Annotated in this window: 19 protein-coding genes and 3 pseudogenes; 2 read left to right on the top strand and 20 right to left on the bottom strand. The window is 38.1% G+C overall.

Annotation, left to right across the window (positions count from 1 at the left end; translation table 11 throughout):
* Nucleotides 1-181 precede the first annotated feature (181 nt).
* The 5 genes and pseudogenes from CYK55_RS01775 to fdrA all read right to left on the bottom strand — a co-directional run bounded on the left by CYK55_RS01775 (nt 182) and on the right by fdrA (nt 7,456).
* Nucleotides 182-1,396 (bottom strand): dicarboxylate/amino acid:cation symporter, encoded by a 1,215-nt coding sequence (locus tag CYK55_RS01775; protein WP_126133843.1) that lies wholly within the window; start codon nt 1,394-1,396, stop codon nt 182-184.
* Between the two features lie 6 nt (nt 1,397-1,402).
* Nucleotides 1,403-2,341: a carbamate kinase gene (gene arcC, locus CYK55_RS01770; protein ID WP_034689925.1), complete on the bottom strand. Its 939-nt coding sequence runs from the start codon at nt 2,339-2,341 to the stop codon at nt 1,403-1,405.
* Nucleotides 2,342-2,363: 22 nt separating this feature from the next.
* Nucleotides 2,364-3,607: pseudogene (locus CYK55_RS01765) on the bottom strand (MFS transporter).
* Entirely contained in the window at nt 3,577-4,452 is an 876-nt protein-coding gene (locus CYK55_RS01760; protein ID WP_034689929.1) for a DUF2877 domain-containing protein, read from the bottom strand. The pseudogene CYK55_RS01765 and the gene CYK55_RS01760 overlap by 31 nt, the downstream one beginning before the upstream one ends.
* On the bottom strand, nt 4,445-7,456 hold the full coding sequence (fdrA, locus tag CYK55_RS01755) for a DUF1116 domain-containing protein (RefSeq protein WP_126133842.1): 3,012 nt from the start codon (nt 7,454-7,456) through the stop codon (nt 4,445-4,447). The genes CYK55_RS01760 and fdrA overlap by 8 nt, the downstream gene beginning before the upstream one ends.
* Nucleotides 7,457-7,577: 121 nt before the next feature.
* Here fdrA and CYK55_RS01750 point away from each other — a divergent pair, with 121 nt between their 5' ends.
* The gene (locus CYK55_RS01750) at nt 7,578-9,173 is read left to right on the top strand and encodes a PucR family transcriptional regulator (RefSeq protein ID WP_034689933.1); all 1,596 of its coding nucleotides are present in this window, start codon (nt 7,578-7,580) and stop codon (nt 9,171-9,173) included.
* On the top strand, nt 9,145-9,969 hold the full coding sequence (locus tag CYK55_RS01745) for an alpha/beta hydrolase (protein WP_034689934.1): 825 nt from the start codon (nt 9,145-9,147) through the stop codon (nt 9,967-9,969). Before CYK55_RS01750 ends, CYK55_RS01745 begins: the two co-directional genes overlap by 29 nt.
* Nucleotides 9,970-10,090: 121 nt before the next feature.
* On the opposite strand, the gene CYK55_RS01740 is transcribed toward CYK55_RS01745, so the two are convergent.
* From CYK55_RS01740 to CYK55_RS01670, 15 genes and pseudogenes are all read right to left on the bottom strand, one after another.
* Nucleotides 10,091-10,711: an AAA family ATPase gene (locus CYK55_RS01740; protein ID WP_034689958.1), complete on the bottom strand. Its 621-nt coding sequence runs from the start codon at nt 10,709-10,711 to the stop codon at nt 10,091-10,093.
* A gap of 1 nt (nt 10,712) precedes the next feature.
* Complete coding sequence (locus CYK55_RS01735; RefSeq protein ID WP_126133841.1) at nt 10,713-11,582, bottom strand: class II fructose-bisphosphate aldolase; 870 nt, start codon at nt 11,580-11,582, stop codon at nt 10,713-10,715.
* A 22-nt stretch (nt 11,583-11,604) separates the two neighbouring features.
* On the bottom strand, nt 11,605-11,997 hold the full coding sequence (locus tag CYK55_RS01730) for a hypothetical protein (RefSeq protein ID WP_034689937.1): 393 nt from the start codon (nt 11,995-11,997) through the stop codon (nt 11,605-11,607).
* Nucleotides 11,998-12,016: 19 nt separating this feature from the next.
* A pseudogene (locus CYK55_RS01725) lies at nt 12,017-13,236 on the bottom strand (PTS sugar transporter subunit IIC).
* Nucleotides 13,237-13,330: 94 nt separating this feature from the next.
* Entirely contained in the window at nt 13,331-13,633 is a 303-nt protein-coding gene (locus tag CYK55_RS01720; protein ID WP_010736508.1) for a PTS sugar transporter subunit IIB, read from the bottom strand.
* 18 nt (nt 13,634-13,651) lie between these two features.
* Nucleotides 13,652-15,733, bottom strand: coding sequence for a BglG family transcription antiterminator (locus CYK55_RS01715; protein ID WP_034689941.1), 2,082 nt, complete (start codon nt 15,731-15,733; stop codon nt 13,652-13,654).
* A gap of 276 nt (nt 15,734-16,009) precedes the next feature.
* Nucleotides 16,010-16,654, bottom strand: a complete 645-nt coding sequence (locus CYK55_RS01710) for a DUF998 domain-containing protein (protein WP_034689942.1) — start codon at nt 16,652-16,654, stop codon at nt 16,010-16,012.
* A 191-nt stretch (nt 16,655-16,845) separates the two neighbouring features.
* Nucleotides 16,846-17,058, bottom strand: a pseudogene (locus CYK55_RS01705) (hypothetical protein); the annotation flags it as partial.
* Between the two features lie 23 nt (nt 17,059-17,081).
* Entirely contained in the window at nt 17,082-18,317 is a 1,236-nt protein-coding gene (sstT, locus tag CYK55_RS01700; protein ID WP_034689946.1) for a serine/threonine transporter SstT, read from the bottom strand.
* A 265-nt stretch (nt 18,318-18,582) separates the two neighbouring features.
* Nucleotides 18,583-19,296, bottom strand: coding sequence for a TIM44-like domain-containing protein (locus CYK55_RS01695; protein WP_034689949.1), 714 nt, complete (start codon nt 19,294-19,296; stop codon nt 18,583-18,585).
* A gap of 263 nt (nt 19,297-19,559) precedes the next feature.
* Nucleotides 19,560-20,285: a hypothetical protein gene (locus CYK55_RS01690; RefSeq protein ID WP_235186362.1), complete on the bottom strand. Its 726-nt coding sequence runs from the start codon at nt 20,283-20,285 to the stop codon at nt 19,560-19,562.
* A 207-nt stretch (nt 20,286-20,492) separates the two neighbouring features.
* The gene (locus CYK55_RS01685; protein ID WP_051536270.1) at nt 20,493-20,879 is read right to left on the bottom strand and encodes a DUF4176 domain-containing protein; all 387 of its coding nucleotides are present in this window, start codon (nt 20,877-20,879) and stop codon (nt 20,493-20,495) included.
* A 556-nt stretch (nt 20,880-21,435) separates the two neighbouring features.
* Nucleotides 21,436-21,666: a hypothetical protein gene (locus CYK55_RS13655; protein WP_235186364.1), complete on the bottom strand. Its 231-nt coding sequence runs from the start codon at nt 21,664-21,666 to the stop codon at nt 21,436-21,438.
* A gap of 81 nt (nt 21,667-21,747) precedes the next feature.
* Nucleotides 21,748-22,473: a hypothetical protein gene (locus tag CYK55_RS01675; RefSeq protein ID WP_051536272.1), complete on the bottom strand. Its 726-nt coding sequence runs from the start codon at nt 22,471-22,473 to the stop codon at nt 21,748-21,750.
* Nucleotides 22,463-22,912 carry a hypothetical protein gene (locus CYK55_RS01670; protein WP_126133840.1) on the bottom strand — a complete coding sequence of 150 codons (450 nt, stop codon included), beginning with the start codon at nt 22,910-22,912 and terminating at the stop codon, nt 22,463-22,465. Before CYK55_RS01670 ends, CYK55_RS01675 begins: the two co-directional genes overlap by 11 nt.
* Nucleotides 22,913-22,917 lie beyond the last annotated feature (5 nt).

Here is a 22,917-nt window from a genome sequence, read left to right as displayed (position 1 = left end):
TTTCTTTTTCGCTGCGCAGACAAAAAAGAAAAAAGCAGGCAAGACCATAAGAAATAACAACAAAGGATTCTTTGTGTGTCTTTCTTTAGGTCCTGCCTGCTTTACCAGTCACATGCCTGTTTTATTTACACTTACTATAACAAGTATTTCTTTTGATTGCAACCCCTTTCTTTTCATTCATTTAGCTACGGCTAAAAATCTCATAATCGATTTCATCGACTGATTTCGCCACTAGGATCGCTGAATACACATCAGAATTGACATTCAAAATCGTACGCAACATCCCCACCGACCATTCGACACCGCCAAAAATGGCAATACTTTCAATAGGTAACCCCATTTGCGGCACGATGATGGCTAAAGAAACGAGCCCCGCACCAGGAACTACCGCATTGGCTAAAGAAATAAAAGTGGCTAAAATTGCAAGATAGACCATGGTCGTCCATCGAAACTCTACTTGGTACATCTGGGCGATCGTGATCACCGTCAGTGCCATGTGCATGGCTGAGCCATTACTGTTCAATGACATTCCTAATGGTAAGACTAAGTGACTGATTCGCTTACTCAACCCTAATTTATGTTGTGCTTCTTCTAATTCGATTGGTAAAGTGATGGCTGAAGAAGTCGTTGCAAGTGCCATGATCGACATATTCTTCATATTCATAATCAATTTTAACGGATGTAATCGGCCGTATATACTGACAACAACTAACCATCCCAGTAAGAACAATACTGTAGCTAAGCTATACACCAGTAGATATTTCACCATTGGCAGAATGACTTGTGCCCCTAATTGACTGATACTGCTACTCACCAAGGCAAATATCCCAATAGGGGCAAAATGCATCACATACTTGATGACTTGGATAATCACTTCGTTAAAATCAATGATTAGTTGAAACAACTTCGATTGGGGCTGTTTTTGTCCATAATGATTCAAGGCTAGGCCGAAAAAAATCGCGAAAACAATGATTTGGATAATCGAACCTTGCGTAAGGGATTCAAAAATATTTTTAGGCACAAACTGGAGAAACGTTTCTTGGATCGACAGCTCTTGCGCCTCAATCGTAGGACTTAATCGCTCTATATGTTCCATGCCAGATCCAGGCGTAAACAAAACAGCCAATAACACACCCCATAAAGCTGCCAATAAGGAGGAAATCCCAAAGATGAGCAAGGTGCGTGTCCCAATACTTGCTAATTCCTTCAAATCAATACTACCTAAAGCTTGAATGATCTGACCAAGAATCAATAATGGAATCGCCATCTGCATCAGTCGTAAAAATACTTCGCCAAGCGGTTTTAACACAGACGCACTTATTGGCCAGAACATCCCAACCAGAATACCTAAAGCCAATGCAAGGCTAATTTGAATGATCATGGCATTTTTTTTCATCACTCGTTACCCCGTTTGTTGAATCACTGTTCCCGCACCTTCAGTCAAATGGTTCAATTTTTCAATTGAAGTAATGACTGCTTGACGTTTTGGATCCCTTGCAACAAAACGGACCGCTGCCTCTACTTTTGGCAACATACTTCCAGCTGCAAAATGACCACCAGCTACGTATTCTTTTGCTTCTTCGGGAGTCATCGTCCGTAAAGCTTGTTCTTCTGGTTTTCCATAGTTGATATAGATATGCTCGACACCAGTTAAAATGATCAAACGATCGGCACCCACAGCGTCTGCCAATACGGCTGCTGAGAAATCTTTATCATTGACTGCTTCCACGCCTTGATAAATCCCAGATGACTCGATCACTGGGATACCACCTCCACCTGCACAAATCGTGACAACATTAGCTGCCACTAATGCTTGGAGCGCTTCTTTTTCCACAATTTCTTTTGGTTGAGGAGATGCAACGACTTTACGGTAGCCACGTCCTGCATCTTCCACGTATGTCCCACCATTCTTTTGTGCCAAATCCTTTGCTTCCTCTTCTGTATAAAATGGTCCAATCGGTTTCGTTGGCTTCTGAAACGATGGATCATTCGGATCAACTAGCACTTGTGTCACGATGGAGACGACCGGTTGGTTGATCCCATGTTGCGTAAACGCATTGGTTAACGCTTGTTGTAACCAATAGCCAATACTTCCTTGCGTCATTGCCACACATGTATCCAAGCTCATTGGAGGATTTTTTTCGCTTATTCCTGCTTGTTGCTGCAATAATAAATTGCCAACCTGCGGACCATTGCCATGACAAAGAATGACTTGTTCTCCTTGTTCAACAAAAGCTGCGATAGCTTCAGTCGCCTGTTCGACTACGGCTTTTTGTCCTTTATCAGTTGGATCAGTTTCTAAAATCGCATTCCCACCTAAAGCAATCACATTTAATCCCATGTCTTTCCTACACCTCTTTCTATTACTTCAGCGTTTGTGTACGATCCTCTTTTGCCAATAGGGCAAAGAGAATCAACCCGATGATCAACAAGACACAAGAGAGGTAAAAACCAACTTGCATCGAACCTGAAGTATCTGCTAAATAACCAGTAACGTAAGGCGCTAAAATCGAGCCTGACATCCCGATAAAATTATACGCACTTAACGTCGTTCCTAAGGCTGCTCTTGGTGCATGTTTCGTGACAAACGTCACCATGATCGGGTCAAGTGCTAATTTCCCAGTCAATCCATAAAGGATCAGCACTGTGATCAATAAGGTACGATTGGTTACAAAAGCGATAGCAAAAACTGAAACGATGGCTAATGGAACCAAAACAAAGACTAGTTTCTTCGTCGCTCCTGTTTTATCGTTGATCCGTGCAAAGAGTAAGGCGCCTGGTATCGATGCCCAAGGAACTAAAGAAGAAATAAAGCCAACACTCGCTCCAGTAAATCCACGTTCTGCAATCAAAAACTGCGGCAACCAAGTAAGAATCACAAAATTAGCATAAATGCTGGTAAAACATAAGATAAAGGCTGCTACTAAGTTACGATTTGTAAAAATCTGTTTTAAAGAAATTTTTTCTTTTGGCCCTTCTTCCACTTCTGCTTCTTCACCCGGACGGATCACTTTTTCTTTCAAAAACACATAAAACAATATGCCGACAATCAATGTAGGGATCGCCATAAGATAAAAAGGTTTACTCCAATCATCCCCGTTTTCTAAGACCAATTTACTTGATAGAAGATAACCGCCTGATGTTCCAAATGCCATACCACTATTAATGATGGCATTTCCAATCGTCCGTTTACTCTTTGGAATCGCTTCTGTCGACAAGGCAAACTGTGGACCGTAGTAAGCACCTTGCCCGATACCAGCGATGGCACGAATCACTAAGAATAAAATAAACGTCGTGGCTAATCCGGTGAAATATGTCGCTACTGCCAAAAGTAAAAATCCTACCGTAATGACTAACTTTCGTCCAATTTTGTCTCCGACGATCCCAAAAGGAATCTGAGCGATGGCATATGTCAGAAAGAAGATACTATTTGCTAAGCCTAATTGCGTATTGCTTAAACCGAATTCTTCCCCGACCACCCCATGATCGGGTTGAAAATCGTTCGTGTGGCATACATCAAGATCCAACCAATAAAAAAGATTGCTACTACTTTGATCCAGTAAGTATCACTGACTCTTACTGCTTGTTTTTGTTTACTCGCTTCCATGTTTCACCCTCACTTTCTTCTCCTCCGATTGCTTGTAGCGCCAACCAAATACCAAAAGCTAGATCCTTTCCCGAAGAATGACCAATTCTCGTGATTTTCTCTAACTGTTCTTCTATTTTCTCCTCTTGATTTTGTACTAAGTCTGAAAATAATTGATACACTAGTGAATTGGCGTACCCCTTTGTCGCACAAGTTAGATATGCTTGGCTGATTGCAGTCGTTGCCGTTTGGGCTTCTCCCAGAGCAACCGCGAGCGCGATTCCTCTGGGATCTGAAACAGTCCCTAAAACAAGCTGATAACCCATCAATAGGTCATCACCACTAGGCGTCAACCCTTTGCCTCTGCCTAAAAGATAACCAACGACTTCTTGCCATTCAGTTGTCGTCCACTCTCTGTTTGGCTGTGCCATTCGAGCAAACAGCGTGGATGCACGTTTATCTAACGGTAACCCGATTTTTGTCTGCCAGTTTTTTTCAGCCAAAAATGGTTTCAATAAAAGTAGTTGTTTTTTTGATAGACCTAACGTGAAGACGTTGAGAGGAACCAGCCGACACGGTTTTAATGTCACTTGTCTGACACTTGAAATACTGTAAATCGTCAATACATCATCATTTATTTTCACACGATTTCCTGTTTGAAGAGCCGGAGCAAGTGTGTTAAATCGATCTTCAGGAAGATTGATACCAAAACTAGATAGATAGTCATGAAAACAGGCGATATTGATCAATTGTTGCTTGATTTCAACATTAAAGGAATGCTCAAATACGCTGTGGATCACACCTATTTTTCCAAATTGCAAAAGTGGAGATAAATACTCGCTCAATTGAATTTCTTGATTACTCAACGTTGATCCCTAGCTCCTTAGCATAGGCCTCTAAGGCTTGCTCAAAACAAGCGAGTGGTGCCCGAACTGTACCTGCGCCAATTTGCCCCACTCCAGCATTTTTGTGCGCGATCCCAGTATTTATAACAGGAGTGATTCCTGTTTCCACCACTTTGCGAATATCGATTCCTAAGCAAGTTCCTTGAAAATCCCAAGTTGGTATCGAAAACGTTGGGTTGTGCCCTTCGCAGATCTTCGCCATTTCATTTGAGGTTGCTAACGCATCTTCAAAACCACCTGCGCCAACAAAACGGGTCACACCTGGTGCTGCCACCATGGCCATTCCACCTACACCGACAGTTTCAGTGATCGCACTATCGCCAATATCGGGATTACCATCTTCTTCATTGAATCCTGTAAAGTACAAGCCCTTTGGTGTATTTACAGGTGCTAGATGCCATGTATCGCCTGTTTCTGCGATTCGAACACCAAAATCAACACCATTACGTGTCATCGTTGTCACGATTGTTCCTTTAGTCCCTTGGCGCGCACCATCGACGATTGCTTTTCCCGTAGCCATCATGATATTCAAGAAAAATTGATCCGTATCTGCTAAGAACTTGATTACATCATATTTTTGTTCTTCAGGAATCTCCGTTTGAATGATCAATGGCGCGATTTCTTTCAGGAAATTCAAAGAAGCAGCAATATTTCTTTGATGGAATTCATCCCCCATCGTAATCGACCGGGCGATCAAAACATTTAGATTCAATCCTTCCTCGGTGAATGCCAATGCTTGATGGATTGTTGGTCCTAGTACTTCTTTGATCCAATCTAAGCGATCAACGACTTCTTGGGAATACGCACCAAAACGTAATACCTTACCGATACCTTCATTCAAGATACAGAAGGCTTGATTGCCTTCTTTCCGGTTTTCAACAATGAAGACCGGCATATTACCAGAAGTGATCCCTCCCATCGGTCCTACTGCTTGTACATGATGACAAGGAATGAATCGCACGTCATTTGCTTCAAAAAGTGCTAATGCTTCTTCTTCGTTTTCTGCCCAACGTTCGAATAACGCTGCACCTAGACACGCGCCTCGCATCGGTCCGGTCATCGCCTCCCAAGTGATTGGCGGGCCTGCATGCAATAGTGTTTTTTGCTTTGGATCATTTAATTCAGGAATCACCGTTTTTGCAGGGACCACATCAACCAGAAACGGCTGTGCGTTCTTGATTTTTTCTGTCACTTTTTGATTTTCTTCGTCAATTTGCTCCTGATGCTCTTCCAACGCATCTAAAATTTTGATCATTTTCTTGTTACCGCTCGCGCGAGGCCGCCAATCCAACTGGACTGTTTGTCCACCATAGGTGACAATCGATTCGTTGAAGCTTTTCAAACCGACATTCACTACACGCGGTTTCGTCGTCAATAACTCCATGACTTGCTCACTCGGTTGTGGTACAGCAACTGTTTTTCCATCATATGCTAAGACTTCTTTATCTGCTTCAGACAATCTGATGCCTTTTAACAACAATGCCAGTTGAACCGCTTTAGCATTACTCTCTGCGACAAAAACACCTGCTTCTTTCAAGCGTTCCACTGATTTTTGGTAGTCTTGTGGATCATTCTTCGTCCCACACACTGTCGCCACGAAATAAAGTTCACGTCCTGCTTTTTCCGCTTCTGACTGCGCAGATTGGATCGTTGGTAACAACGCACCCACCATGTCTTCATGTGCACCATATCCTAAAACAATATCAAATAAGATAACGCCAGTTTCTTCTTCCTTGGCATACTCTTCTATTTTATGGATCCGGACTTCCGGATCGATCATTGGGTGTGGTTTACCTTGTGTATAACGATCATCTCCTAAATCAATCACTTCATACCCTTGAGATTTCAAGATATACCCATCTTCTTTGACCAGACCACCTAAATTTAATGCTTCTGAAATCAGCATGCCTGCTTCAGCTGCGAGCGTTCCTCCAGAATATAGCCCTTTGACGACTTTTTCTTTAGCAAGCGTCAAGACATCCGGCTGTTCTAGTGCTTCAAAGTAATTTTTTTTCACTGTTGCTTCGTTTGCTAAATCTACAGCGATACGGGCAGTTTCCTCTAACGTATGTGCCAGATAGACTTTCCCTTCATGATTCGTTGGTTTTTCTCCTAAAAATATAGCGACGACTGGTTTTGAAATACTCTGCAATAATTGCACTACTTCGTCACGTACCTCTTTTGCAGGTGGTTTAGAAATCACACAGATCACATCTGTTGGTTCATGGTTTTCAAGTGCCACGATCGCATCTTTGACCGTTATTGCTCCCACCTTGTCGCTCAGATCACGACCACCGGTACCGATGGCATGAACCACACCTCCACCTAGACGATCAATGATTGTCGTCACTTCTTGGATACCCGTACCAGATGCACCAACTACACCAATATTTCCAGGTGCGACAACATTTGTAAAAGCAATTGGAATACTCGATAAAATACCTGTCCCACAATCTGGGCCCATCATCAGTAACCCTTTTTCATGCGCTAGTTTTTTCAGACGGACTTCATCTTCGATCGCAATATTATCCGTAAATGAAAAAACATGCAGATTATGCTTCAACGCACGTGCCATTTCTGTTGCGCCGTATTCCCCCGGAATACTAAACAAAGCGACATTGGCATCTGGTAATTGTTTCAATGCTTCTTTCCACGTGGTCACTGATTTATTCGGTTGCGCTGTCTCTTTTGCTGATAGATCCGCTAAAAAATCATCAATCATTGGCAGTACCTTTTCCATGATTGATTCATCCTCACTTTCTACCACGATCATTAGATCGTTCGCAGACGCAGTTTGTGCCTTTTCTGTTAAAAGTGACGTGTTATTCAAAATATCTTTATTCGCATCCGTTCCCATCATGATCTGGCTCATGTTGACTTCCTCAAGCGAATTGATTTGATTAGTCAATAGCATCAAGTTGATGGAATCTTGATAATTATTTGGTAAAACAACCGTTTCTAACATAATGCCCCTCCTTATTCATTCTTACACTGTCATTGTAGAAGATTAAGAAAGTGTTTTCATCGGACGTATTTCTAAAAGAATGCTATACTTTTTATCCATAAAAGGAAAAAAGGAGAATATGATGAAATTAAGGGAGTTATTATTGCTAGGTGAACTAAAAAAAGGGAAGATTCTAACGAATGAGATCGGTTTAGATAATGAAGTCGAAACTGCAATGGTCTTAGAAGCCATTGATATCGAAAATTGGAGCAAACAAAATCAGCTGATCCTGACCTCGTTTTATGCATTGAACGACTTGTCAGAAAAAGAACTGGAAGATTTTTTCATCAAGATGTGTCAAATCGGGATCAGCGGTCTTGTATTAAAAACCGATCGTTTTATCAAGGTGATCCCCGAATGGTTTATTGAGTTATGCTTCAAATATGAAATCCCATTGATCAAAATCAGTCAAGAGATCAGCTATGAAAAAATTCTATTAACGATTTATGAGCCGTTACTCAATGCACATGCCCATACTTTACGAACCTACTATGAAGCACGCCAAAGATTCAACCGTCTAGAAAAACAGTTTTCTTCTTTAGAAACGATCATGCAAGAGTTTTATCAAATCATCGAACTTCCTTTTTCCTTAAAATTGCTTGATAAAGAAATCGAAATTTGCGAAGGGAGGATTCCAACCGATGCCATCGTACTCTCACGTGAATCGCTGCCACAAACAGATTTCATGAAAAACGATTATTCTTTACTGACACTTTATGCTCAAACAGACTCGAAAAAACGCTATGCATTAGAGATTGCGATTTTCAATAACTATTCTCTCAATTGCTTATTGCTTGTTTATCTGAACAACCAACAAATCAAAGAAACGGACCTAGTCATTATCGAAAATGCCATTGACGCCTTGCAAGAAAAATTCAATACAGAAAGCCTATTGAAAAAAGAACGCTATACCCGTTTAAATAATTTAGCTGATGCGATTTTACAAAATACACCACGAAATCCTGAAGAACTAGATAGCTTGCTACAAGAAGCGCATATGCAGTCAAAAGATACTTACCAGACAATCGTCTTTTCAACTAAAGAGATGCAAACGCAATTAATGAAAAATCGCATCCTTACACTTTTACGGACACTGAAAAAAGAGGCGATTTTCTTTGACCAACATCAATATTCAGCTGTTTTATTCAACTTTGCTCAATCGGAAGGGCCTATCACTAAAGATCAGATTTCACGTCTGATGGTAGAAATACTTGCAGAAAATGAACAAGTAACATTTGCCATCAGCCAAGCAAAACCACGACAGGAAATCAAGGAATTGTTGTTTGAATGTTTGGATATTTTGAATTTCAATACCTCATTTTACAATGGTCCTGTTGTGACATCCGAAGATATCGGCATATTCAAACATTTTATTCGAGAAAATCAGATAGCAACATTACAAGAAGCAATCCCTCTAAAATTGGCGCAGTTGGCTCAAACAGACTATGACTTATTTGAAACTTTTTATTGTTTTTTACAACACAATCGGAACTACAAACAAACAGCAGAAGCAATGTTTTTACATGCTAAAACGATTCGTTATCGTCTCCACAAAATTTCCGATTATCTATCAATTGATTTAACAAATCCGTTACAAATGATCAATCATGAGATTGGCGCCTATATTATCAAAATGAGGAGACAGGCAAATGAAAGAAACCAAACAACTACTCGATGACATTACAGTAACCATTTATCCTGCTCAGAGTGATACACCGAAATATATCCTTTATTTGCATGGTGGCGGATTGATTTACGGATCAAAAGGTGACATACCCAATAGGCTAAAAGATCTCTTTTTAGCTCATGGCTACACTCTGCTAGCTCTTGATTACCTGTTGGCACCAAATACATCTGTAACAGAAATCATTGCAAAACTAAATGAAAGCTTTGATGCCTTAAAAAAGACAATCATCCATGAACACCCCTTTGGTATTTGCGGGCGTTCTGCCGGAAGTTATTTGATGTTCCACCTAACCAAATATTTGCGTGTGGATCGAGGGCTTTCACCCAATTTCCTAATCAACTTTTATGGCTATGCTGATTTTGAATTTCTGAAGAAACAAACCACTCCCACCACACACACATTAACAGAAGAAATGCTGATAGGCATTGATCAACAAACACCCACGGCAGATGATCCACTGATGAGTCGCGCCTTACTTTATTACTATGGACGACAACAAGGAATCTTAGCCGATTACTATCGCTTACCGAAATCACTGGGTTGGTCGGATTATGCCATTCGTGAAAAAGAACTTGCAGTTTTTCCTCCTTGCTATAGTACCGCCAGCACCTCAGACCAAGAAGTACCTTTTGCTTCAAGTAAAAGGATAAGTAAACAGATCCCGAATAGTCGATTCAAACCTGTTTATGATCTAGAACATGATTTTTTGAAACAAACAAACGACCCCCAAGTCCAAACAGTCTTAAAGGAATTATCAGATTGGTTATCCACCAAAGAGTCGCTTTGACATATGGCACGGAAATCCAGTAATGAAAATAAAAAAGCCTATCTCTTGATAAATAGGAGGATAGGCTTTTACTTTTTACGATTCATTTTAAAACTTGAATCAATCAACTAGATATTAATTTTTATTGGTCATTCGCCACTCGCCACTCTAACTCGTTTAACAGTGGCGTATAATCCACTTTGGTGAAATCAGTCACATCGAATGTATAAAGCGTTCCAAGTTCAAAGTGTTCATACTTTCGATCATTTATAACAGATCTAAATTCTTCTTTGGTGATATGATTGGTTCCTAACGATCGATCGTCCAACGTATCCCCATAATGATAATGGTCCATAATATAACTCAAATGACGTTCAGGATCACGATCTCTTTTATAACGTCGTTGCCATAGTACATCAAAGTCTGCGTGCAAGCGAATCGTGATCACTTCATATCCATATTTTTTTGATAACGCTCCTAATGGTCCTTTTTGTTTGTCACTGAAAGGATATTCTGAAACAATCACTTTCTTCCCTGCTTCCATGTACAGTTCCAACGCTTGATAAAAGAATGGATACACCTTGTTTTTTTCTTGCTCTGCTCGTTCAGCTAAATTATCGAATCCAATTGATTCAGCGTAATACTCTTTGACTTCATCTAAGGTAAGACGATACATCGTTGGAAACCGTTCGAATAGACGTTCCATCAAATAAGTTTTTCCTGTCCCAGGACTTCCTGCCAAAAGAAACAAATATTTTTTCATTTTAGCTCTTTCCTGCATAGATCTCACTTCCTGTGTTCAAAAACAGGCCGATTTTATGTTTGATGATTGCCTTTACTGCTTCGTTGGCTGGAATCACGTTGTGGCGTAATGATCGGCTGACTTCTGTTTCCCCAAAGCTTTCTTTTGCTGTTTTCGTCCAGTTGACAAGTAGCTCTGTCCCAACATTGAATTTGCGGATTCCGTGGTTGATCAACTCTGGATAATCTTCCTCTTTCACTCCAGTACCGCCGTGGATGACCAAGGGAACATCGACTACTGCGTCGATTTCTTTCAGGAGTGGTAGATTGACTTCTGTTTTTGATTTGAATTGCCCATGGTTGGTTCCAATAGCAATTGCTAATGCGTCTACTCCAGTTGCTGCTACGAATTCTACCGCATCTTCGGGTTTCGTATACACTTTATCATCTTCTGCCACATGGATTCCTTCTTCCGTCCCACCAATTGTTCCTAGCTCCCCTTCTACTGAGACACCACGAGCATGGGCGTATTCAACGACTGCTTTTGTTTTCAAGATATTTTCTTTAAAAGGTAGATGGGAACCATCATACATTACTGAAGTATAACCGCTATCGATTGCTTGCTTGATATCAGAGAAATCACGCGCATGATCCAGATGAAGAACAGCGTCCACCATTTCTTCTTCAGAGATCGTTTTCACTACATTGACTAAGACATTCATCCCAATATATTTCGCCGTATCCACACTTGTTTGGATAATGATCGGCGCACCCATTTCTTTGGCTGCTCGTAACATTTCTGGCAACATCTCTAAGTTATGCGTGTTGAATGCGCCCACGGTAAAATTCAAAGCTTCTGCTGTTTTTGTTACCTCTTTTAATGTCGTATACATTTTTTTATAGCCACCTTTATTCTTATTTATTCCCTGTAATCGTAAGTTGTTTAGCAATTTGTCGCATCTCGTCCATTTTCCCCATATAATGATCAATTCCTTGATCGTCCCCACCTCGTGCAGCTTCTGCTCTTTTTGCATTATATAAAGACATCAACTTCTTGTACCCATCATTGATACTTTTCTTCAGTGATAAACTTTTCTCAAGGTGTTCGATTGCCTGATCGTTATCCCCTAACTCAGCGAGCTTTAGTCCTACTTGTTCAAAAAGAACAGCTCGTTGGTCTGCTTCTTCTGTCTGGTCGATATCTTTCTTTAGTCGTTCGATCGCTGTTTGAAGTTCTTCTTTTTCTTCGATGGAAAGCGTCTGTATTACTTCATGTTGCTCTTTTTTCTTTTTCAAAAAACCAAACATTATGATCCCTACTTTCACATTAGAATGCTTTTAAAATCGGACTTAAGATCCAAGCGTACAGTAGCGCTACCACTACTGTATCGACATCTGTCGCTGTTGCACTAACAAATCCCATTGAATTGAAAATCGTTACTAGTAATGCTGGCAACAAGGTAATAAAGAAGCCATGAGCGATTCCACCAATGATTGCTCCTCGTCGTCCCCCAACTGCATTACCAAAAATACCCGCTGTCCCCCAGCAAAGAAATTCGTCAACATCCCTGGCAGAATCATCGCTAATCCAAACATCGGCAACGTAAACATCGCAATGACCGTACCGATCGTTGTTGTGATGAACCCTAAAATCACTGCATTGGGACTATAAGGGAAGAACACCGGACAGTCTAACGCTGGAATCGCATCAGGAACTAGTTTCATCGCAATCCCACGAAACGCAGGAACGATCTCGCCTAGTAATAAGCGTACCCCTGAAAGTAATACGTATACACCAACAACAAACTGGATGGCTTGTAAAAAGGCAAACATGATATAGTTTTGCCCCCCTGATAGCTCAGCCGCAAACGTCTCTCCTGCAAACAACACAGTCACAATATAAAGTGGTACCATCACCACCATGACTGATAAATACGTATCTTGTAAAAATTCAAAGTGAGCAGGCAACTTAATGTCTTCAATCGATTTCTTGTTCTCGCCTCTTTCACCAAAGATTTTTGCTACCCCAGCTTCAAATAAATAACCGATCGTACAAAAATGCCCTAAAGCAATATCGTTTGAACCGGTGACCTTACGGATGATTGGTTGCGCCATCGCTGGCATCGCAATAGCAAACACTGCCCCAATGAAACCACCAACTAAAATCAAAACAAACCCACGTAACCCAGCAAAGTACCCAAATACAGTGGTCATCGTCGCCATCCATAAGATTGCTTGACCAGTCAAGAAGATATATTTCCACTTCGTAAAACGGGCAAGTAAGATATTAAAGATAAAAATAGCTAAAAATGTTAACGCGATATCTCTACCTAGACCAAGTTCATTCATTGCTTGACCATTGATTGCTTCAATTGACGGGATGATCCCTTCCATTTGGAACCCTTCGGTAAAAATTTGTCCAAAATACGTCAAACTACCGACGATGATACTCGAACCCGCACTTAAAACTTGAAAGCCTAGCAATGTTTTCAATGTACCCGAAATAATTTGACCCGTTGATTTCTTTTGCAGGATCAGCCCTAGCATCGCAATCAAAGCAATCGTGATCGATGCTTGAGTCAAAATATTTTCGATAATAAAATTGATAACGACCATGTTTTCTCCCCCTATTTTTTCTTGATTAGATAGCTCCCTTACTTTGTAAAACTGGTGTTAACTTCTCTTCGATCTCAACTTTTGAGACGATATTTTTCAAGTAAATCATGGCTGTTGTCGGATCAATGGTAAATTTTTCAAATTGTGAACGAAAATTCTCTGCGGTAATGATCACATCTGGCTTCATCGAAACGGCCGAAGAGATATCGCAGTGATCCAGCTTAGCTGTTACGCCTAATTTATTCAATACATCCTCGGCTGACATTTGAGCGGCAAAACTACTTCCTAGTCCTGCGCCACATACAAATAAAATATTCAATTTGTTCATTCCATTCTCTCCTTTTAGCTACTTAAATAGTAGTTTTTTAAATGAATCTACATTTGGACTTTCGATCAAACGAGTCAATTTCGTTTCGTCATTGATCAACTCGATCAACTCCTTCATGATGGTTAAATGGGAATATGAATCCACTGCTGCTAAGCAGAAAATGATTTTTACTGGGTCCATCTCTTCATTGCCAAAATCAACTGGCTGACGAATTGTCGCGACACTCACGCCTAACTTATTGACGCCATCTTCTGGTCTGGCATGGGCTAATGCCAGATGCTTGCCAATAACGATATAGGCGCCATACTCTTCTACTGCACGGACCATCGCATCAACATAACTTGACTCAACGATATTTTCTTTCAACAATGGTTTAGCCACTCGTTCAATCGCTTCTTGCCAATTGTCTACGTGTTCTTGGATCAATATATGATTATCTGTCAAAATGTCTTTTAGCATTGGTTGGATCTCCCTTTTATTGATTTCTAAATGATTTTGCTCAAATAATGTTTCTAATTTGGTGTAGATTGGCCGATCAATCTTGCCTCCACTTTCTTCCACGATCCGCAAAACGTCGGTAAACAATTCTGTTTGCCCACTCTCTGTCGGAATCAGTCGTTGGACCTTTTGGTGAGCATTTAAAAAATCTGCAATGATCGGACGATTCGCATCGGTTAAAATAGGCTCCAACACGAGCAACGGCTTGTTCTGATCTGATAATTGGAACGTACTGAAAATCAAGTCGACATCCAACTTATCCACCAACTCTGCTTCTTTAGAACTCAATACCGCGACAACTTCAATTTGTGGGAACTTCTCTTTTAAATTTTCTGCTAATAGATTGCCTGTCGCCAGTCCATGGTGACAAACCACCACTGATTTATACATGTACGTAACATTCTGTTTGATCGTGCTAGCAATCGTCGAAAAATGGATCACTAGAAAAGCAAGTTCATCTTCGATTATCTCTCCACCAATGACTTCCTCGATCGTTGGGACAAACAACTCAACGGCTTCATAAATTGGACGGTAATTAGCCCGAATATTTTCTTTCAAAGGATTCGTGACTTGGATTCGATGTTTCATGCGGATAATCAAAGCGGTCATATGTTTATAAAGATTTTCACACAGGATTTCTTCTTTTAAGTGAAATGGGATACGGGTCTGTTCCTCGACGAATTGGATCAGTTGGATCGTCAACAGTTGGGCTTGGACCCATTCCAATGAATTACTGATATCTTTTGAACTGAATGTCTCAATCGTAAAACGAAGGTAGTTTTTTTCAACCGGTGGAACGTCTGTCAAGCGAAACTCAACGATGACTTTTTCAATAAAATCAGTGAAACAGTCTTTTTTTTCGTTATTATTTTTCCAATTGATTGCTGAAATAAGTTCATGCTTTCTGACTCGCTGGACCCAGATCATTGTAAACAGCAACAGTTGATTTTTGTAGATATCATCTTCTTGTCTGATCATAGTATCTGTATAGATGGCTTCGAGCTTTACAATCTCCGAAGGTGAAAAATACTGTTGGAAAATTCTTTGAGCCGCAGTGATTTTCGCACCGTTTCTTGCTGAAAAATCAATTCTCCCTAGATTTTTATTAATCAAGTCATAAATCATCGTGCGGATGGAGCGCTCCGCTCCTTTATAGACCAATCCCTGTCTGCCAAAACTCACGATCTCGATACCGTATTTGATCAAATCCGCTCGCAAACGACGCATATCTTCATCCATCGTACTTTTCGAGATCATGAATGCTTCTTCCTTACGATTCAAATAAACTGGCTGTTGCTCATAAGCAATTGATAACACTAAATCAAAGGTCCTCTCGTCACGATTCAACAACTCCTCTTGATAAGTCACCAATGCTTCTGTCAGTCTTTTTTCTTCCTCATCGCTTAAACGCAACAGAAACCCTTGCTTACGAACCGTTTGGATCTCTGCTAATTGATTGGCTCGCAACCAACTATTGACATCCAGCACATCTTGACGAATCGTTCGTTGACTGACTTGATACTCTAACGCTAATTGTTCTGCTTTGATTGGATAATGATATGCTCTAAATCTTTGAAGTAACTCAATCGTTCTCGTTTTCATATGATTGATTTTCCTTTCTGAACCAAGTATATGTTTGCGCTTCCAAAATAAAAAGTAGAGATTTCTGCCAATTAAGTTGGCAGAAAAGTAAGAACACCTGTACTAATTTTTCAAGCAAGAAAGTAGCAGAAGTACCTACTTTCGAGAAATGAGCCGCACAAGTCGAAAATAGTCTCTCCTATTTTTGGCTTGCGCGGCTCATTTCTCGAAAAAATCCTCTTCAGGAAGCTCGCTTATTCGATTGTTTAGAAATAACCATTTCGCTCACCCAAACAGCTATTTTGTCACTCGTTTTAGTTGGTTGGTACCTACTGATATGATCGTTAAATAATTGAAGAAGTAACTCAATCTTTGACAAAAACCTAGTTTATCTAATAGTGGAAGGTGATTCAGCACTGGGATCCTTGCCAGTCCGTAAATCATCGCACTCAGCAGACTCAAGCTGATTAAAACGATATACACTCGACGGATTGGTTGATTCGCTTCTTTTCGATAAAGCAATAAAGCAAAAACCGGAAATAAAAGAAAGCCACTATAACCTAAACTAGAACCAACATTATGTACCCACGTTGAGAAATCCCACGAAGTAGCTTGGGTGTTAAGACTAAACAATCCTGTAAAAAGGCAATCGCCTATCGCATAGAAACCTAGTGAAACAACCAACCATTTCGCTAAATGAGTAGATACTTTTTCAAACGAAGAATACAGTGCAGGTAAGGATAAGCTAAAAAAGATGCCTGAAAAAACAGAACAAACAAGAAAGAATGTTCTCACTGGACTTGTGACGTCACCGAATACACTGATTGGCAACCTCAATTGATCTAAGCCTGGATAGAACAAGCCCAAAATATAAGGTGTTGAAAAATCACTCAACACTCCTAGAAATAAAAAATAAAGCCCATAACGTCGTAAAAAAACCATGTACTCCTCCAAAACACTTTTATTCTTATATACAGAATAACATTTTCAATTTAATTGCAAAACAAAAAATCCTATTGATTCTGTCACACTCAGTGGTTTAGGATCAAAGGATTTTTTGCTTTGATAGAGCTTATTAACTATATTCTCAAAAAAGTTATCATTTTAAAATCAATGGTTCACGACGAGCTAGTTTAAATGAATGGATAATGAATGACCTCTTTGTACGTTTCAAATAATTCAGTATTCAATTGATCGCCACCGTCTATATTGGCAGAATAAAAAATCGGTGGGTGTTTCACTCCCTCAGAAATTAACTGTCCACAAACTTCTACGATGATCGTATTGAGAATGGTCCCTCCAAACACCGTAGAAGAAGGGCTGACCTTTTGTGATAGCCCTGTTAACAAATGACGATAGAAAGATTCCTCTATTGCAATTCACTCAAACGACTTTTGATCGAAACATCCTCGCCATTTCTTTTTCTAGCACCTAGTTCACCAATTGCAGTAAATAGTAAGTCACTGGAAGAATTTAAAGCTGTCTCAACTGAGTCTTGGATGACCCCAATAATAAACCCGATTCCTACCACTTGCATCGCAATATCATTTGAGATGCCAAATAAGCTACAAGCCAAAGGAATCAATAGTAATGAACCCCCAGCTACTCCAGATGCACCACAAGCAGCTAAAGCCGCCAAGATGCTTAAAATCAATTTCAAGCCAAAAGAAGCTTCGATACCTAGTGCCTGAACAGTCGTTAACGTCATCACTGTAATCGTCACTGCCGCTCCCCCCATATTGATCGTTGCTCCTAATGGAATCGAAATGGCATAAGATTCCTTTGTTAATTTCAGTTTTTCTGCCAACATCATATTGATCGGAATGTTCGCCGCAGAACTACGCGTAAAGAAAGCAGAGATTGCACTTTCTTTTAAACAAAAGAAAATTAATGGATAGGGATTTTCTTTGATAAACAAAAAAGTAAGTAATGGATAGATGATCAAAGCAACAAAGAGCATCGTACCTACTAACACAAGAACTAATTGGAGATACTCGGTCAGTCCAGAAAGACCAGTCGTTGCAATTGATTCATAGACTAACCCCAAAATACCGATCGGAGCGAAAGAAATAATCAATTGAACCACCTGTGACAATGCGACCGAAATCTGATCGATAACTTCTTTCGTTGCTTCCGTACGTGTCCGCAATGCCAATCCTAATAATACCGCCCAAAATAGCACACCTAAATAATTAGAGTCAATAATTGCTTGAATCGGATTTTGCGTGACATTGGTCAGCATCGTTGATAAAACAGTCCCAATATTTTGAGGCGCTTGTTCCGAAACAGTTTCCTGTAGAGTGATCGGTACCGTAAAAATCGAACTAGTGATCACCGCCACAAAAGCCGCTAAAAAAGTCCCACCTAAATACAATCCTAAAATCGGCTTTACGAATGTTTCATTCCCCATTTTATGTTTTGCAATTGAAGCTGCAGTCAAGAAAAACACTAACAGCGGCGCAATCGCTTTTAAACAACTAACAAACAACGTTCCCAATAAAGCAATAAATCCCCAGGTCGGTAAAAAAATACCTAATATTATACCAATTAAAATACCGCAACCAATACGTTGGACTAACGACATGTCCAAAAATTTCTCTAACAAACAATCACCCCTTTATAGATTAACAACTATTCTAACATCTTCATGAGAGAAACAAAAGATTAATTTTCAGAAAATTCTTGTTATTTCGCATATCTATGTGTCCCTTAAAAAAATAACGAACGATTTTGATTTGGAAAAATAAAAAACATCATTATAATCTTAGGCACAAATTGCAATGATGACTCCTATAAATATTTTTTATAAAAAGAATGAATTTAGTGATAGATTTATCCTAAGAGCTAGTTCTTCGCCTAAAGACACGCTATCAATCTAAAAATATCGGTTGAATAAAATCTGCTTGCCAAATTTTTTCTTTTTCAGAGTAGTTGAAATACCATACTTGCGAAAAATAAAGCCTTTCCCGCTTATCTCCTGAAATCAACTGCTGGTTCTTTCGATCGACTAAGTAATCGAAACAACTAAAATCGATTCGAATAGAGAAACTAGTATCATTGATCTGTCGGTAGTTAGCCAATTCTTGAATGGCTATTTTCGTTGTATGATTTCTTACACCTTCATCTTTATTTTTTTGTAATACTTGCTGGTGTTCTTCAAATAATCTTGAAGTATAACAATTTTTTACTTTTTCAGGTGCCTCTTCTTCCCAAGATTTTTGTATTGCATAAAAGATTGTGTTGATCTCAGAAAGCAATTTTTTCTTTTCACGCTTTGTTCCAGGCATTCTTGATAACAAATCATGGATATCCGTACTGTGCGTTTTCTTTTTTTTAACTAAAGAAAAAACAAATATACTTCCTAATGATAAGCCAACAAAGAGAAAATCTTCTGACGTACTGTTACTATTAGTCGTCCGACTCCTCCGATAATAGGAATTGGAACCTCCCCCTATCGAACCGCCACCAGAGCCACCACCGGTTGAACCACCACCATGCCCACCTGCTACGGCAAAAGTTTGAACAGGCATAAAAAACAAAAAAGCCATGATCAATAGACAAATCACTTGATAATTTTTCTTCATCTGAATCCTCTTTCTCAATCCCCCACGATGATACCTTATCAAATAATTATTACAAGATTCCTATGGAGCAATGAAGGATTCCCTAATTTTTCTTTATTTGGTAGGATTTTTTGATAGATACTCAAAGATACAGCACCTATGCTCCTAAATGCTTAAAGGTCGACTAAAAAATAAATACATATTCTATATAAACTTAAATTTTGGAAATTCTAGTAGTCATATTCTTTCTTTTCAAACATTCTTCTGTTTATTCCCGTAATAGATTAGAATAATGGTTTCAAATGTACAATCATTTCAATTGATAATCTTTCATGTGATTTTCTTCTTTTTTCAATTTGATATTTAGAAGATACATCTGGGACTTCTCTAAAATTTGATATGATTTTTCCAAATATTAATGAAATTGTAGGTGATACTAATGAAACAAAAATAACTTTCCAAAAGTCACCTGATAAAATTGCCGATATAAATAGGTAACCTACAAATATACCATATACACATGATAAAAAATTACTCAGAAATACATAAATTTTTGACCTTTTATTTTCAACAAGTACTAACTGTACAATTGTCGTATCTTTAACGATTTCTTTCACTTTCTTATTGTTATGTAATAGTCGACAGGTTGATATTATTCCATATGTACTAAGAACACTACCAATCAATAGAGCTAAATATATTGATTCAAGATAGCCCAAAAATATAAGAAAAGGACTAATTACAAAAACTCCGAAAATCCCATAAGATTCAGGAACATAAAATTGTATTTCAGGTATTTTTTTACCTTCAAAAATTTCTGCTGATCCAGTTACTTTATATGCAGTCCAACTTTTTTTTGGAGCGTTGTCGTAAAAGGTACTAAACGGAAAAAAGTTTCTCAGCCTCATTAACTTAAAATAATCAACAATGTACAATCCATCATTTAATTCCAGTAAATAATATCTGCCATTAATTCTTTTAATCTCTTGGGCACAGTTGTTTCCTATCATCTAAAGCCTCCTTCAAGTTTCTCAGTTGATTCTGGAAAATTTAGCATTATAAGCTATTACTTAATTAGTTTCAAAACAGTTCTATAGTATTTTATTTCTGTGATTTTTTCATAAAAAACCAACCAAAACGATCTTGCTCCTCATCTTTAAATTGTATTTGATGGGCTTAATAATCCTTGCTAGCATTCTCATTAACTCAATATAAAATTAAAAACCAAATGTTTCTTCTTCCAAGAAAGATTTTTTTCTTAAATCCCCGTATTCTTTTTTCTTAGAAGTTTGTTTTAGATCAATAACTTTACCTTTAGGGATATCCAAATTATTTTGCTTCCATTCTTCTAAGGCTGTTAAAACTGTTTTTTCATTTTTACTTATATATTCTTGATATAAAATTTCGCGAATGTCCTCGTTATTAAAATACGCTATTTCTTCAATATTATTTAAACCAGTTAGTTGATTTACTGCAGCATAATCTAAGTAATAAATTTCCTCTTGCATCTTCAAAATCGGTTGTCGCGCAACAATTAGTAATGGCATAATTCCTTCTTTCATGTACACAACACTACCCAAAGGCAATAAATTAGTTTGTTTCATATGTATTCTTCATTCTAGTTATTATAGCTGTTGCTATTAGTAGGCTCAATCTCTGTATTTCCGACTTCTATTCCATAAGAAATTTAATACAAAAAAGGATATACATATTTACCGATCATCTTTATCAAATATTATTTTATATTTCACTTTTTTTTGTTGAATATATTTTGCCATTATATATAGTACTTACAAGAATAAACACTGTAAGAACAAATAATAATCTTTCTTGTATCAAAAAAAGCAAGAACTAGCGTAAATATGCCATAAAATATAAGCAATCCTATCCCTACTATTAATACCTTTACGCAATGAATCATCTTCATTCTTCTCACCACCACTTTAAATTTTTTTGTGTAATGATCAATGGAGTAATTGCATATCCCTTACCTATACGTTTTAAAGAACTACCTCTTTTTTCTAATTCCTTTTTTAATCTATTTTTTCGCCAATAAGAGACAACAGAAAGACAAATGACTAATGTTAACCAGAAGAATAATAAATTGATGATTCCTTCCAACATATCTATTGGCAAATTACTTTTGCCCCAAGGCCAATTCTATGGAATAAAATTCCTTACTAAGTTACTTAAAGGAAGTCCAATGGCTACTCCTAAATGACTTTTTTCTGATTTTTTCTTAATTTCCTTTTCCATTTCTAAACCAGAAATACTGAATTCACTCAAAGAAATACTGGCTTGATAGATCTTTCTATTAACCCTATATTGCTTTAAACCTACCATGAAATTGTTTTGTCTTATTAAATATTCTTCATTATTATCTGAAATCAATAGACACCAACCTGGAATTACTCTTTTTTTATCAAAGCATAAATTTCTAATCTAACCATCTTCTATTTACATATCATTTACTCAAGATACACTTTCTAACATTATATATTTCACATCATTATTAACGAACCAAACTTTACCATTGAACAAAATAATTTTAACTATATAAAAACTCAACAAACTTAGCAATCTTGCTTGTACTAAAAAAGGTATTATAAACAAAAAAATGATTGTCAAACAAATAATCAAAGCTAGACCAACTAGATTATTTATTGTCCATACTTTTTTTGTATATTTAGAATTATTAATCAGATTTATCCTTCCTAAAAAACTTACATCAAAACCATTATTCATCATTTTAAAAAGAAAATTTCTTTTTCTAAAGAATGAACAAAAGTACAAGCAAACTATTATAGTTAGCCAAAAAAACAATAGATTTTTTATACCTATAGAAAAATTAAAAGATTGATCAGAATTACCCCATAACCATTCAACTGGAACTATTTTTCTTATTATTGGATATAATACTAAAGCAATCGCACTACCTATGTAATTACTGTTCGATTTTTTCTTATTCTCTTTTTCCGTCTCTTTGTAGTCAACAGAAAAACTCTTTAAGGAAGTATTAGATTTATATATTTCTCTTTTTAAATGATAGTTGCCTAATCTTAAGAAATTAGAGTTTTGTCGAACAACAAATTCCTCATTGTTTTCTGTTACTAATAACAACCAACCACGAATAATTTTATTTTTTTGAAATGCAATATTATATATTTTCCCACCAATAATGTTACGGTTATATTCCATCTGATAGGCCTCCAATAAAACCACTCACCCCTGCAGTGAAATCACCCCATCCAGATACTACTGCTTGTCCCACACTATCTTCAAAATCTCTAATAAATTTGAATTTTTCTCTTAAAATATCATTCGCAATACCTACACCTATACCTACAGCTATAGAACCTACTATACCAATACTTACAGGAGCAGAAATTAGTCCAACTGCAGCTAATGCTCCCGTACTAAGCTTTATACCACTTACTACTCCTGCACTCGCTAATCCTGTAATTATTCCTTTTCCCCAAGCCTCTTCAGCACTATCACCTGAAACTATATCTATCCCTACACCAATTAATAATCCTGCTCCTTCTGTTATTACCTTACCTCCATATTTAAATACCCCTTTTATTGCATTCTCAGCCGATTCTCTTGCAGCTAGAGTGGCTCCAGGAACTTCTCCCAAAATCT

Origin of the sequence: Enterococcus mundtii (genome assembly GCF_003957375.1) — a bacterium.
In the GTDB taxonomy this organism is placed as follows: domain Bacteria; phylum Bacillota; class Bacilli; order Lactobacillales; family Enterococcaceae; genus Enterococcus_B; species Enterococcus_B spodopteracolus.
Note: the sequence above shows the minus strand (reverse complement) of the source record. Positions and strands in the feature narration are given on the sequence as shown.